Origin of the sequence: Paraburkholderia dilworthii (assembly GCF_000472525.1) — a bacterium.
GTDB classification, from domain to species: Bacteria; Pseudomonadota; Gammaproteobacteria; order Burkholderiales; family Burkholderiaceae; genus Paraburkholderia; species Paraburkholderia dilworthii.
In genome coordinates this window covers 37828-50393 of the sequence record NZ_AWZT01000048.1, presented here as the reverse complement: position 1 = coordinate 50393, position 12566 = coordinate 37828, and the positions used below count along the sequence as shown (strand labels likewise).

Sequence of the window (12566 nt, the reverse complement as noted above, 5' to 3'; positions counted from 1 at the left end):
CACTTCCCGAGCGACGAAGCCGCCAGCAAACTGCTGTATCTGGCCTTGCGCAACATTGAAAAGGATTGGAAGATGCCGCCTATCACCTGGCGGCAAGCTGTCAATCAGTTCGCCATCCTGTTCGGTGAGCGATTCACCGCCGCCATCAGCTGAGATTTTTAACCGGCCTCAGCACACGAAATTTCTGACACCTCCGAAAAGCCGAAAAGGCCCGAGGGCGAGAAACCCACTAGGTCACCAACGTTGCCGGGATTGCTCTGAAGCGCTACCGCCGTCACCCCCAACGCACCGCCAGCGTCCACCCGCCCGCTCACCTGCTCATCCGCGCGCTCACCCGCTCACCCGCTCACCAACCCGTTCGTCACCAGCCGCAGCGTTTCCTTCGAACGCTCGTCTCTGACCCGCGAGTGCAGCGTCACACGGGATTCCGGCAGTGCCGGCAATCCGAGCCGGGCGCCCACATCGATCAAACCGCGCGGCGCTACTCTGCGCGCGAGCGGCGACACCGCGAGTCCCGCCGCACACGCCGCGCCGACAGCCGCGACGCCGCCACCGACGAATACCTCCTGCCACGCCACGGACGCGTCCGTCAGCGTTCGCAGCGCAACATCGCGCACATTGCACGGCGGACTTAAGAGCGCGAGCGCCAATGGTTCGCCGACTCGCGGCAGCCACGTCGGTGCCGCGAGCCAGCCGAGCGGCTCGCTGAACAACACCTGGGCCTCTTCGCGCGGCGGCTCGTCCGCCCCATAACGGACGATCACCGCGTCAAGACGGCGCTCGTCGAATTGGGCGAGCAGCGCGGCAGACGTGCCAAGGTGCAACTCGACCACCAGCGCCGGATCGTGCGCGCTCAGCCGCGCCAGCAATTGCGGCAGGTCCGGCCCCGCAACATGCTCGCTGAGACCGAGCGAAAGCCGCCTTCGCTCCACCGATAGCGACCCCAACGCGCGTTCATGCGCGTTCAGCAGGTCGCGAGCGGCGCTGAGAAACGCTTTGCCGTCGACGGAAAGGCGCACCACGCGCGGCGTACGCTCCAGCAATTGCTTGCCCAGGTGCACCTCCAGCCGCTTTAGCTTGAGGCTAACGGCGGATTGCGTGGTGTCGAGCGCATCGGCGGCGCGCGTGAAACTGCACAGATCGGCGACCAGCACGAACGCCCGGACGGTATCCAGATCGAGGACTTTCATTTCGGTTGAATATAGATGAAATAGCGGACAATGTCTGTTTATTATGGACCAGCCGGCCTAAGCTGTGTGCACGTACTCACCAATGAAGGAGATTGTCATGCCTCTTACCCGAATCGCTTTGCGCGCCGGCAAGCCAGTCGAATATCGGAAGGCGCTCACGGACGGCGTCCAGCGCGCGCTGGTCGCCACTTTCAACGTGCCGAAGGACGACATTTTCATGTTGATCACCGAGCACGAGGCCGGCAATTTCGTGTACGACAATCAATATCTCAACGTCCAGCGAACCGACGACCTTGTGATGATCCAGATAACGCTGAACAACACGCGCACGCTGGAGCAGAAGAAGGCGCTGTACGGGCGTATGGTCGACGAGCTGCATGAGTCGCCGGGGCTGCGGCGAGAGGATGTGCTGATCAATCTCGTCGAAGTGCTGAAGGAGAACTGGTCATTCGGCAACGGCATCGCCCAATACGCGGTTTGAACTGCGCCGGTTTAACCGGTGCAGTCGGGGTATCGCGACAGCCTCTCGCCTTGCAGCCGCTGCACGGTCCGTTAGCAGCTGGGCGCCGAAGCGCCGGTCGTTATAATGATCCGCCGTCCTCGATCATTTACCGACCGCTTCTCGCCATGACATCCGAGTTCAACGATCTGCCTCGCGAACCGCTGGAAGTCGGCGGTTCCGTCTGGTTCCAGGCAGGCGCGAATACGCTCGGCGGCGCGTCGCGAATCGCGCTGCTGGCGGCGATCGGCGAGACCGGCTCCATTACCAGCGCGGCGAAAGCCGTCGGCATGAGCTACAAGGGCGCGTGGGATGCCGTCGACGCCATGAACAACCTCGCCGGCGAGCCGCTCGTCGTGCGTCTGACTGGCGGCAAGGGCGGCGGCGGCACCACGCTGACGCCGCGCGCGCTCAAGCTTATCGAGACGTTTCGCGCGGTCGAGCGCGAGCATCGGCGCTTTCTTGAGCGCGCGGGCGCGGCGATCGAAGGTTTCGCGACAGACTGGGATCTGATCGGCCGTATCGGCGTCAAGACGAGCGCGCGCAATCAGCTTTACGGCACCGTGTCGCATATCACGCGCGGCACGATCAACGACGAAGTCTCTCTGACGCTGCCCGGCGGCCACACGATCGTCGCCGTCCTCACGCATGAAAGCACCGAGGCGCTGGGTCTCGCGGTCGGCTTGGCGGCGTTCGCGCTGATCAAGGCGTCATGGGTTGTGTTGTTAGTCGAAGGCGAAAGCGGTGCGCCGCTGAAACTCTCCGCCCGCAATCAGTTGCGCGGCACCGTGCAGAGCGTGAAACCAGGCGCGGTCAACGCTGAGGTGTCGCTCGTGCTCGAAGGCGGCGCGGTTATCACCGCGGTCGTCACCAACCAGAGCGCCGAAGCGCTCGGTCTCGCGGAAGGCGCGAGCGCGGTCGCGGCGTTCAAGGCATCCAGCGTGATACTTGGCGTGAAGGATTGAAGGTGCGAGGGAGGGCGAAGGCGCTGCCCTCGATCACGTCTCGCTGCGTGCGTAGCCGCTGAACGCCTGGTTTTCGCGAACGCGGCCGTCGCTGATCTGCACGACCTGATCGCCGAAGGCGGCGACGTCGTCGGGATCGTGCGTGATCAATACCATTGGAATATCCAGCCGTGTTTGCAGCTCGGACAACTCCAGCCGCATGCGCTGACGCAATGTGCTGTCCAACGCCGAAAACGGCTCGTCCAGCAACAGCAGTTGAGGTTGCGCGACGAGCGCCCGCGCAAGCGCGACGCGCTGTTTCTGTCCGCCGGAAAGCTGCGCCGGGTAATTGCCGGCGACGCCGCGCAATTCCAGCGCGTCGAGCCAGTAATCGGTCTGCGCATGGCTGCTGCGCGCGCGCGGATTGAACCAGCCGCGTTGCAGGCCGAAGCCGATGTTTTGACGCACGTTCAGATGCGGAAACAGCGCGTAGTCCTGAAAAAGGTACGCGACCTTGCGCGCCTGCGGCTTCAGATCGACATCGAGCTTGCTGTCGAATAGCGCATTGCCGTGCAGCGTGATCTTGCCTTCGTCGGGACGCAAGAGGCCGGCGATCGCCTGCAGCGTCAGACTCTTTCCCGCGCCGGACGGCCCGAACAGCACCACGCGCTGCGTGCTGGCGGTAAAGGCGACGTCGAGCGTGAAGCGGCGCTCGGCGCTCTCGAATATCTTGTGAATGTCGACGTCGAGCGGCATATCAGCGGGAAACCAGAAGCGTGCGTTGCGGCACGAGGCGGCCCGCGAGCAGCAGGATCACGACGCACGTTACCGAGGTCACGATCACGAGGAAATTCGCGGTGGCGTCGTCGCCCGCTTGCACGGCGGAATAGACCGCAACCGAAAGCGTCTGCGTGCGGCCCGGCAAGTTGCCCGCGATCATCAGCGTGGCGCCGAATTCGCCGAGCGCCCGCGCGAACGCCAGCAGACCGCCCGCCAGAATGCCGCGTGCGGCGAGCGGCAGGCTCACGCGAAAGAAGACCGCCGTTTCGCTGACGCCGAGCGTGCGCGCGGCGCGCTCCAGTTGGGGATCGACGGCTTCGAAGGCGGCGCGCGCCGACTTCAGCACGAGCGGAAAAGCGACTACCGTCGACGCGATTACCGCGCCTTCCCAGGTGAACACGAGTTGAATGTCGAAGCGATCGAGCCAGGCGCCGATTACACCGCGTCGCCCGAGCAGCACCAGCAGGTAGTAACCGAGCACGGTAGGCGGCATGACGAGCGGCAGCGTCAGCAACGAATCGACGACGTCACGCGCGCCCGAGCGCCAGCGCGACAAGCCGAAGCCGGCGGCGACGCCGAACACGAGATTGAGCGCGGTTGCCCAGCCCGCCACCTTGAGTGACAGCATCAGCGGAATCCAGGCCTGTTGCATGATGGCGCGCGGTTCGTTGTCGAGGTTGATGAAAGCCGGATTAGCGGAATCAGCGGGCCGGTTTGAAGCCATACTTCGCGAGCACCGCCTGGCCGGCCGGCGACAACACGAAGTTGACGAAGGCCTGTGCGTCCGCCGCATGACGGCTGCCTTCCACTTGCGCGATCGGGTAGGTGATCTGCGTTTGCGTCGGCACTGTCAGCGCGACCTTGACCTTGCCCGGCAGAATCGCGGCGTCGGTGCCGAACACGAAGCCGGCGTCCACTTCGCCACGCGATACATAGTCGAGGCTTTGACGCACGTTCGCCGCGAGCACGGCCTTGGCGCTGACGCCGTTCCACACGCCGGCGGCTTGCAGCGCGCCTTGCGTGTAGCGGCCGACCGGTACTGAGGCCGGATCGCCATACGCAATCCGTTTCACTTTCGACGATGACAATTCGTTGAGACTGGACGGCGCGAAACGACTGTCCGCCGGCACAATCAGCACGAGCGAGTTGGCGGCGAAGTCCTGGCGCGTGGCCGGCACGATGACTTTTTCGGCCGCGGCCTTGTCCATCGCCTTCTGGTCCGCGGACGCGAAAACATCGGCGGGCGCGCCTTTGACGATTTGCTGCATCAGGACGTCGGAAGCGCCGAAATTGAGCAGAACCTTGGTACCGGCGTGCTGCTTTTCGAAGGCTTCGCTCACCGCCGTGAACGCGTTGGTCAGACTGGCGGCGGCAGACACTACCAGTTCATCGGCGCGCGCGTTGACGCTAAAGGCAATGGAAATGGCGCTGGAAAAAAGCAGCGCTCGTTTCAGCAGGCGGCGGGACAGTGTCATGAACGTGTGAAGGTCCGGCGCTGACCGGAGCGGTGGTTAAAACGCATATCGTAATATACACGAGGTTATAGCGCGGGCATGACGGCTATTTCGCGGCGCAAACAGGGCTGCTGGCGTGCTGGGAGAGGGGTTTAGGCGTTGAGCGAGCGCGGTGGCTTGAGTGTGTTTTGCGTCTGCGAGAGAGGCGCGACGGCCGGCCGGACGCTGCGCACGGCCTTCCATTTGGCGCGGATGAACGGCCGGTCGTGGCCGGACACTTTCAGCGCGATGTGCGTCACCCAGCGCTGAGTCGGTAAGTGAACACCGTGCATCAGCACGGCTAGCACCATCAGACTGACCGCGACTGGAAGCGCGGAAAGGCGCTCGGGTACGGCGTTCCACGCCATCCGCACGAACAGCAGCGCGGCGAGCGCGCCGACGAGGCACCCAGTAATCGCTTCCGAAGGCGAGTGCGCGCTCAGCACGACGCGCGACAAGCCCACCGCCATTCCGGCAGCCAGCCCGAGCAGAACGCCCAGCAGGCGAACGGACGGCCGCGCGCGCAGGAGCATCAGGAACAGCGCGACCGGATAGACCGCCGTCGAGAGCATTGCGTGGCCGCTTACGCCTGTGAAATCGAACTCGCGTACGCCGACGCCCCAACCGAGGAACGCCAGCTTCGTTACCGTCACCACGCCGATTGCCGCACCAAGCAGCAGCAGCCAGCCCGCCGCCATACGCCATGTGTAGCCGACAGCGAGCCACAGCGCGATGGCGAACGCCAGCGGCAGCGTCATGCCGGCGCCGCCGAGGCTCGTGATCGAGTACCACAATTGGGCTGGTAAGTCGGGCATCGGGAAAGGCGATCAGCGCCGCACAGAATCGTTGATATTTCTTTGAACGCGCGAGCAGAGCGAATCGCCGACGCGTTCGGGTAACCGCCAGTATAGACGGCGGCCGCCAGCGGCTCGCGCTGGGCGGAAAGCTTTTTGCTTCGGCACGTTAGGCGGCAAACACGGGCAGCAGGGCTTTGATGCCGGCCCCGACGGCGAGTTTCATCGTCAGAAGCTGCGCGGGATTGACGTGGCGGCCCTGCATCGCCTGAGGATTGGTGTTATTGTGCATTGCACAAGAAACGCATTGGAATCCAATCATCCTGCCCTTTTTGCGAGGTTTTGCGCCGATGGCAAAAAGTCTATCGAAGATCTGGCTCCGCGGCCTCAAGCGTCTGCTTGCGATTCAGAGCGAGCACGCCCACAAAACCGCCAGGCGCGCGCCCACGCGCCCGGTCCGGCCAGCATCCAGTAAGCCGGCGACGAAAGTTCGGCCGCTAAAGTCCGCCGCGCTGCGTGCGCCGGTCAAACGGGAGGCGCCGCAGGCGGCCGTCCGCGAATCGCGTGTGCGTCCGCGCGCGGCAGCGTGGGCGAGCGGTTCGTGGGCGCGTTCGTTCCATTCGGCGCCCGCAGCGCCCGGCCGGCTCGTCAACCATCTCCAGTACGGCCTCTACGTTCCGTCGGGCCACGCTGTCGAAACGATGCCCTTGCTCGTGATGCTGCACGGCTGCACGCAATCCATCGACGAATTCGCGCAAGGCACGCGGATGAACGTGCTGGCGGACCGCTACGGCTTTGCCGTCGTCTATCCGGAACAGTCGAAGCATGCGCATTCGCACCGCTGCTGGCATTGGTATGACTCGGGCGAAAGCGCGGGCGGCGCCGAGGCGCGGGCGGTGGTGTCGCTCGTCGATGCGCTCGTGGCGCAGCATGGTTTCGACAGCGAACGCGTGTATGTCGCTGGAATTTCCGCTGGGGCCGGGCTGACGGCGCTGCTGGCGCTGCATTTTCCCGATCGCTTTGCTGCGGTCGCGTTGCACTCGGGGCCCGCTTTGGGCGAAGCCCGCTCCGGCATCACGGCGATGGACGTCATGCGACGCGGCGCGCGGCGCGACCCTGTCGAGCTTGTCGGCGAAGTCGTCGACGTCGCGCATTATCCGGGCATGCCGGCGCTGATTATCCACGGCGACGCAGATCATGTCGTCGCGCCGGTCAATGCAGATCAGCTTGCGACGCAGTTTCTGCGTCTGAATCGGATGATCGACCCGAAAGGCGCGCGCAAAGCCGGCGAATTGCGCGAAGAACGCAAAGGCGGAGTGACGATGCGCGACTATTTTCGCAGCGGCCGGCGCGTGGTGCGTGTGTGTCATGTACAAGGACTCGCGCACGCGTGGAGCGGCGGCGACGAGGCCGTGCCGTTCCACTCCGCGAAGGGCCCCGACGCAAGTGCAATGGTGTGGGAGTTCTTCAAGCATCAGCGGCGGGCGGGCGCCGGCAGCGACGAAAGCAGCGCGGCGGAAGCCTCTGCGCACGCACGGTGACGTTTGAACAACAGGTCGAAATGAGCGGTGGCGCAATGCTAGGGTTTTCCCTATAATACGGGTTATCCCTTAGGCGACAACGCCTAAACTCATTGCCGAGGTTGACCATGTACCTGCTTACCCGCCTGTTCCTGTTTTTGACCAAGTCGCCCGAACAACTCGCTAAAGAACGTGCTGACGCATTCCTCGCCGAAGCGACCGATCTCTACGACCTCGAGTTCCGCATGCGCAAGCTGGATCGCGATGCAGGCTTTCGTCAGCCGTCGTGGATGAGCCAGCACTAAGCTGCGTGTCAGTTGAAGCATCGGCGGTAGTGAATGACGCCGGTGCAAGGCGAAGGGCCTGAACTTCGGCTCCAAGCCAGTAGTCGAGTCAAACAGCCGTCTTCCGGCTACGTCGTAAATAAATGTGAGCGTGTGCTCACTTCCCGAAGCGGGCCAGCGTCCGCGCTCTCGCTTGCGCGTGGTCCACGATCGGCGCCGGGTAATCCTTGCCCAGCACAATCTCGAATTCGGCCAGCCGTTCCGCGCCCGCCAACCACGGCGCGTGGATCCATTTGGCCGGCAGTTTGCCGAGTTGAGGCAAGTAGCGTTTGATGAACCGCCCGTCGGCATCGAACTTTTCGGATTGCGTGACCGGATTGAAGATCCGGAAATAGGGCTGCGCATCGCACCCCGTCGATGCAGCCCATTGCCAGCCGCCGTTATTCGCCGCGAAGTCGAAGTCGTTCAGTTGGTCCGCAAAATAGCGTTCGCCGAGCCGCCAGTCGACGCCCAGATCTTTCACCAGAAAACTCGCCGTCACCATGCGCAGACGGTTGTGCATGTAGCCGGTGCGGTTCAGCTGCAACATGGCCGCGTCGATCAGCGGATAGCCGGTGCGGCCCTCGCACCATGCGGCGAACGCCTCGTCTGCTTCTGGACCCTGCTCCCAGCGCAGCCGGTCATAGTCCTCCTTGAACGATGCTCCGTCCGCTAGTCTCGGGTGATGCGACAGGATCATGAAGTAAAAATCCCGCCAGATGAGTTCCGACAGCCATGTGGCCGAGCCTCGGCCGTCGGGCTGTAGCGACATCTCATGAGCGAGCCGCGCCAGCGTGCGAATCGACACCGTGCCGAAGCGCAAGTGCACCGACAAATAGCTTGGACCCCTGGCAGCAGGAAAATCGCGCCGTTCGGCGTAGCTGTCGATCCGTGTCAGGAAATCGTCGAGCAGAAGCCGGGCGCCGCTCATGCCGGTGGGTAAGTCGAGCTCCGCGAGATTGCTCGGCGCGAAGCCGAGTTGATCGAGCGTCGGTAGCTGGCGGTCGAGTTTCGCCGGGAGCCTCGCCAGGTGGTTTATGTAGGTTTCGACCGGGTACGGCTTTAGATCGAAGCTCGTCAGTTGCTTGAGCCAGGCGTTCTTGTAGGGCGTGAAAACGGTGAATGGCTTGTTCTGACCCGTCAACAGTTCTGTGCGCTCGAAAATCACCTGATCCTTGAACGTCAACCACTGGCGTCCCGTTTCGGCGAGGCGCTCGCGTACGGCGTCGTCGCGCGCGATCGCGGCGGGTTCGTAGTCGTGGTTCGCAAATACCGCATCGACCTGAAGTTCGTCCGCGAGCTTCGGTACGAGATCGGCCGGATCGCCGGACAGCACGATGAGGCCGCCGCCTTGAGCGCGCAGCGCTTCGTCCAGTTCGCGCAGCGACGCAAGAATGAACTCGACGCGGCGATCTTGCGCTTGCGTGCCCGGATGACGCGTCTGCCATCTATCGACGAGCGGTTGCAGGATCGTCGTGTCGAACACGAACACGCACCACACGCGCTCGCAACGCTTGAGCGCGTAGTACAGCGCGGCGTTATCCGTGCAGCGCAGGTCGCGGCGGAGCCAGACCAGGCCGGTGTCGAAGGTATCGTTCAGTCGTCGGACGCGTGTCATCGGCAAGTCGAACTATAGATGGCTGCGCGTTTTCCCTCGGCGTCGAGGGCGGGCGCGAAGGAGGCCGGCAGGCAAGCGCCCGCGCGTTTCCGGCGAGCCCTTAGCGACTCGCCGACGTCGCAGCTTACGCGACTTGCAGACGAACCGCGACGTTGTTGCGCGTTGCGTTCGAGTATGGGCAAACCTGGTGAGCGGCGTCGACCAGTTCTCTCGCTGCGTCGGCATCCAGACCCGGCAGCGAGATACGCAGATCGATGTCCAATGCGAAGCCGCCCTTGTCGTTCGGGCCGATGCCGACTTCAGCGGTGACCTGCGTATCGGCAGGTAGCGTCTGTTTGCGCTGACCTGCGACGAACTTCATTGCGCTGAGAAAACATGCCGAATAGCCAGCCGCAAACAATTGCTCCGGGTTCGTGCCTGCTGCGCCGTTGCCGCCTAATTCGCGCGGCGCGGCGAGCTTAACGTCCAGCGCATTGTCCGACGATACTGCACGGCCGTCGCGGCCACCGGTGCTGGTTGCACTTGCTTTGTAGAGGATGTTCATCGTGCTGCTCCTTGATCCGGGTTGTGAAGGTCTGCATGTTGCCGCTTTGCTTGCCGCGCCATCGTGGGCGCGGCGCCAGTGAACCGGCACGTGCGAAGAATAGTACACAAATCATTTGTGTACAAATGAAATTTCGCATGACGCCGATAGCGGGCGTTTTGCCGTCAGCGCTTCTAGCTATCCATGTAGTCGTTAAGCGTGGTGCGCAGGCGAGTCAGATCGTCGCGCAAACGCAGCAGGAATTCAGGCGTCTGTTGAGTCGCGCAGAAGATTTCGGCGGGCACCTCGCGTGCCTGACGCTTGAGCGCTGCACCGGCCTTGGTGAGCCGGATGAAGACGAGACGCTCGTCCTCGACTCCGCGCACCCGCTCGACCAGACCTTGCGTCTCGAGGCGCTTGAGCAACGGAGTGACCGTGGCCGAATCGAGATTGAGGCGTGCGGCCATGTCCTTAACCGTAACGTCGTCGCTTTCCCACAGCACCAGCATGGCCAGATATTGCGGATACGTGAGACCGAGCTTGTCGAGAAGCGGCTTGTACGCCTTCGTCATCGCCAGTGACGTGGAGTAGAGGGCGAAGCACAATTGCTCGTCGAGCGTGAAGGGCAAGGCCGGGCGCTGGGTCATGATGCATCTCGTGTCGAAAGAGCGCACGCAAATGGATCGCGCGCAAACCATTGTGCCGCAATCGGCGCGCGTTGACGACTATGAGACGGGAAGGTGCGAGTCGCGACGGACGCCTCGGGCGCGCGGGCAACCAAAGCGCCCGCGCTTCGACGCCCGAGACACGCGGGCAACACAAAGCGCCCGCGCTTCGACAGCGATCGACGCCAGACTTTCAAGCGGCCGGTGTAGTGGGCAGGTCCGGCGCCTGCGGCGTCTGCACGCCGTAGCAGCCGCGATAGGTCGCGTAGAACGAGCAATACAGCATGGTCGTGACGATCATCGTGGCGGGCATCAACACGGCGAACGCGAAGTCGCCGGCGCCGAGCGCCTGCATCAACGCGGACAAGCCGAGCGACACCGTCATGGCTACTGCGAACCACAACGCACCGAACACGACGAACGCGCCGCGATTGCGCCAGCAACTCACCAGGCTGAAGAACATCGCCTTGATGGGCGGCACATCGTGCCAAGCGGCGAGAATCGGCGAGAACCAGAAAAGCATCGCGACCGGAATATAGAACGCGAAGGCCGTGACCACGGCGAGCGGCATATTGCTGTTGGCGACTGCCTGAGGATCCATTGCCGCGCCCGCGCCCAGCATCACCTTCAGCAACATGCCGCCGTCAGCGAGCGCCGAACCCGCAAGCACCACCGCCATCGCGATGACGTAGAACACGCCGAGCACGATCAGCCGCCTTGCGACCACCGGTCCATACGAACGAAAGCCGTCAACCAGGATCGTCGGAAATACGGGCCTGCCCGCGATCGTGTTGCGGCATGCGGCCATGAAGCCGACGGCGACGCCCGGAATGAACGCCAGCGGCAAAACGCTGCCGATCAGCGGAATTTGCGCGACCAGCGTCATCACCAGCAGATAGGTGAAGAACAGCGTCAGGAACGCGAGCGGATTCTTGCGGAACAGCCAGATACCTTGCCGGAACCATACATAGCCGGTTTTCGCGGGGACTTCGATCAGTTGCATGAGGTGTGAATGCCTGGAAGTGCGACGCCCGACAGGCGCTCGCGCAGAATGCGCTCGAAATGGCCGGGATCGTGCGGTTTGAGCAGTTCGGCCGCGCGCGGCAAATGAAAATCATACAGCCGCGAGACCCAGAAACGGTACGCGCCCGCCCGTAGCATGTCGCCCCAATGACGATTTTCTTCAGCGGTAAAAGGACGCACGGTCTGATACGCGCGCAGCATCGCCTCGGTGCGCGCCTGATCGAGCTTGCCTGTGGCGAGGTCGACGCACCAGTCGTTGACGGTGACCGCGACGTCGAACAGCCACTTGTCACAGCCGGCGAAGTAAAAATCGAAGAAGCCGCCAAGGCGCACTTCATGGCCGGTCTCCGGTGCGGCATGCGCGAACATTGCGTTGTCGCGGAACAGGTCGGCATGACATGGACCTTCGGGCAGCGCGGCATAGTCCGCCGACGCGAAGAACGCCTCTTGGTACGCGAGCTCCGACGACAGCAAATCGCGTTGCCCGCCTTCGAGAAACGGCAGGATGGTCGGCACCGTTTCCTTCCACCACGGCAGGCTTCGCAGGTTCGGCTGATAGCCGGTGTAATCGCGCCCCGCGAGGTGCATGCGAGCCAGCATCTGTCCGACTTCGATGCAATGTTCGACGCCTGGCGCCAGTTCCGGCGCGCCTTCGAGTTTCGTCACGATAGCCGCGGGCTTGCCGTGCAGGATGCCGAAGAGCGACCCGTCCTCGCGCGGCATCGGGTCAGGTACGGGTACGCGGTGCGCCGCCAGATGGCGCATCAGGTTCAGATAGAACGGCAACTGCCCGGCCGTCAGCTTTTCGAAGATGGTGAGGACGTATTCGCCGCGCGTCGTCGTCAGAAAAAAGTTGCTGTTTTCGATGCCGGATGTAATGCCGCGAAATTCGACGACTTCGCCGAGATCATAGTGGCGCATCCAGTCTGCTAGTTGGGGTTCGGTGACAGCGGTGAAGACAGCCATGCGGGAAACGTCAGATCAGGTTGGTCGGGCTGGCGCGATGCGGCCAGCGGGATGCATGCGGTGGCGAAAGCGATGTGAAACGCGCGTTCAGACAGGTCCCGCGAAAGATCCGCGGGGGTGCGGCGCAACACCGGCGCGATGCGGGATTCAAGCTCACAGCAACGGCAACGCACGCCGGCGCGGGGGATCGAGAACCTTGAAAACGGGCGGCGCCAGCGCCCATCACGC

15 protein-coding genes and 1 pseudogene are annotated in these 12566 nt (G+C 63.4%); 5 read left to right on the top strand and 11 right to left on the bottom strand.

The window, feature by feature from the left end:
• Window positions 1-153, top strand: a pseudogene (locus F759_RS43085) (IS256 family transposase); the annotation flags it as partial.
• Window positions 154-338: 185 nt separating this feature from the next.
• On the opposite strand, the gene F759_RS0129350 reads toward F759_RS43085, so the two are convergent.
• Entirely contained in the window at window positions 339-1190 is an 852-nt protein-coding gene (locus tag F759_RS0129350) for a LysR family transcriptional regulator (RefSeq protein ID WP_027803002.1), read from the bottom strand.
• 97 nt (window positions 1191-1287) lie between these two features.
• Here F759_RS0129350 and F759_RS0129345 point away from each other — a divergent pair, with 97 nt between their 5' ends.
• A complete protein-coding gene (locus F759_RS0129345) occupies window positions 1288-1671 on the top strand; it encodes a tautomerase family protein (protein ID WP_027803001.1) in 384 nt (127 codons plus the stop codon).
• 146 nt (window positions 1672-1817) lie between these two features.
• The gene (locus tag F759_RS0129340; protein ID WP_027803000.1) at window positions 1818-2654 is read left to right on the top strand and encodes a TOBE domain-containing protein; all 837 of its coding nucleotides are present in this window, start codon (window positions 1818-1820) and stop codon (window positions 2652-2654) included.
• A 33-nt stretch (window positions 2655-2687) separates the two neighbouring features.
• Here the strand turns inward: F759_RS0129340 and F759_RS0129335 are convergent, their stop codons facing one another.
• The 5 genes from F759_RS0129335 to F759_RS44915 all read right to left on the bottom strand — a co-directional run bounded on the left by F759_RS0129335 (window position 2688) and on the right by F759_RS44915 (window position 5992).
• Window positions 2688-3389: a sulfate/molybdate ABC transporter ATP-binding protein gene (locus tag F759_RS0129335; protein WP_027802999.1), complete on the bottom strand. Its 702-nt coding sequence runs from the start codon at window positions 3387-3389 to the stop codon at window positions 2688-2690.
• Window position 3390: 1 nt separating this feature from the next.
• A complete protein-coding gene (gene modB / locus F759_RS0129330) occupies window positions 3391-4065 on the bottom strand; it encodes a molybdate ABC transporter permease subunit (RefSeq protein ID WP_027802998.1) in 675 nt (224 codons plus the stop codon).
• 49 nt (window positions 4066-4114) lie between these two features.
• On the bottom strand, window positions 4115-4888 hold the full coding sequence (gene modA, locus F759_RS0129325) for a molybdate ABC transporter substrate-binding protein (protein WP_027802997.1): 774 nt from the start codon (window positions 4886-4888) through the stop codon (window positions 4115-4117).
• A gap of 131 nt (window positions 4889-5019) precedes the next feature.
• Entirely contained in the window at window positions 5020-5721 is a 702-nt protein-coding gene (locus F759_RS0129320; RefSeq protein WP_027802996.1) for a phosphatase PAP2 family protein, read from the bottom strand.
• A gap of 148 nt (window positions 5722-5869) precedes the next feature.
• Entirely contained in the window at window positions 5870-5992 is a 123-nt protein-coding gene (locus tag F759_RS44915) for a hypothetical protein (protein ID WP_274533499.1), read from the bottom strand.
• 58 nt (window positions 5993-6050) lie between these two features.
• On the opposite strand from F759_RS44915, the gene F759_RS0129310 reads away from it, so the two are divergent.
• Both F759_RS0129310 and F759_RS41450 read left to right on the top strand, forming a co-directional pair.
• Window positions 6051-7241, top strand: a complete 1191-nt coding sequence (locus tag F759_RS0129310) for an extracellular catalytic domain type 1 short-chain-length polyhydroxyalkanoate depolymerase (RefSeq protein ID WP_027802995.1) — start codon at window positions 6051-6053, stop codon at window positions 7239-7241.
• Window positions 7242-7348: 107 nt separating this feature from the next.
• Entirely contained in the window at window positions 7349-7525 is a 177-nt protein-coding gene (locus F759_RS41450) for a DUF3563 family protein (protein ID WP_084534380.1), read from the top strand.
• A 136-nt stretch (window positions 7526-7661) separates the two neighbouring features.
• On the opposite strand, the gene F759_RS0129300 is transcribed toward F759_RS41450, so the two are convergent.
• From F759_RS0129300 to F759_RS0129280, 5 genes are all read right to left on the bottom strand, one after another.
• The gene (locus F759_RS0129300; protein ID WP_027802994.1) at window positions 7662-9161 is read right to left on the bottom strand and encodes a cryptochrome/photolyase family protein; all 1500 of its coding nucleotides are present in this window, start codon (window positions 9159-9161) and stop codon (window positions 7662-7664) included.
• A 124-nt stretch (window positions 9162-9285) separates the two neighbouring features.
• Entirely contained in the window at window positions 9286-9705 is a 420-nt protein-coding gene (locus F759_RS0129295; protein ID WP_027802993.1) for an organic hydroperoxide resistance protein, read from the bottom strand.
• A gap of 173 nt (window positions 9706-9878) precedes the next feature.
• Window positions 9879-10331, bottom strand: coding sequence for a MarR family winged helix-turn-helix transcriptional regulator (locus F759_RS0129290; protein ID WP_027802992.1), 453 nt, complete (start codon window positions 10329-10331; stop codon window positions 9879-9881).
• 211 nt (window positions 10332-10542) lie between these two features.
• On the bottom strand, window positions 10543-11352 hold the full coding sequence (locus F759_RS0129285) for a BPSS1780 family membrane protein (RefSeq protein ID WP_027802991.1): 810 nt from the start codon (window positions 11350-11352) through the stop codon (window positions 10543-10545).
• Window positions 11343-12338 (bottom strand): homoserine kinase, encoded by a 996-nt coding sequence (locus F759_RS0129280; protein WP_027802990.1) that lies wholly within the window; start codon window positions 12336-12338, stop codon window positions 11343-11345. The genes F759_RS0129285 and F759_RS0129280 overlap by 10 nt, the downstream gene beginning before the upstream one ends.
• Window positions 12339-12566: the final 228 nt, after the last annotated feature.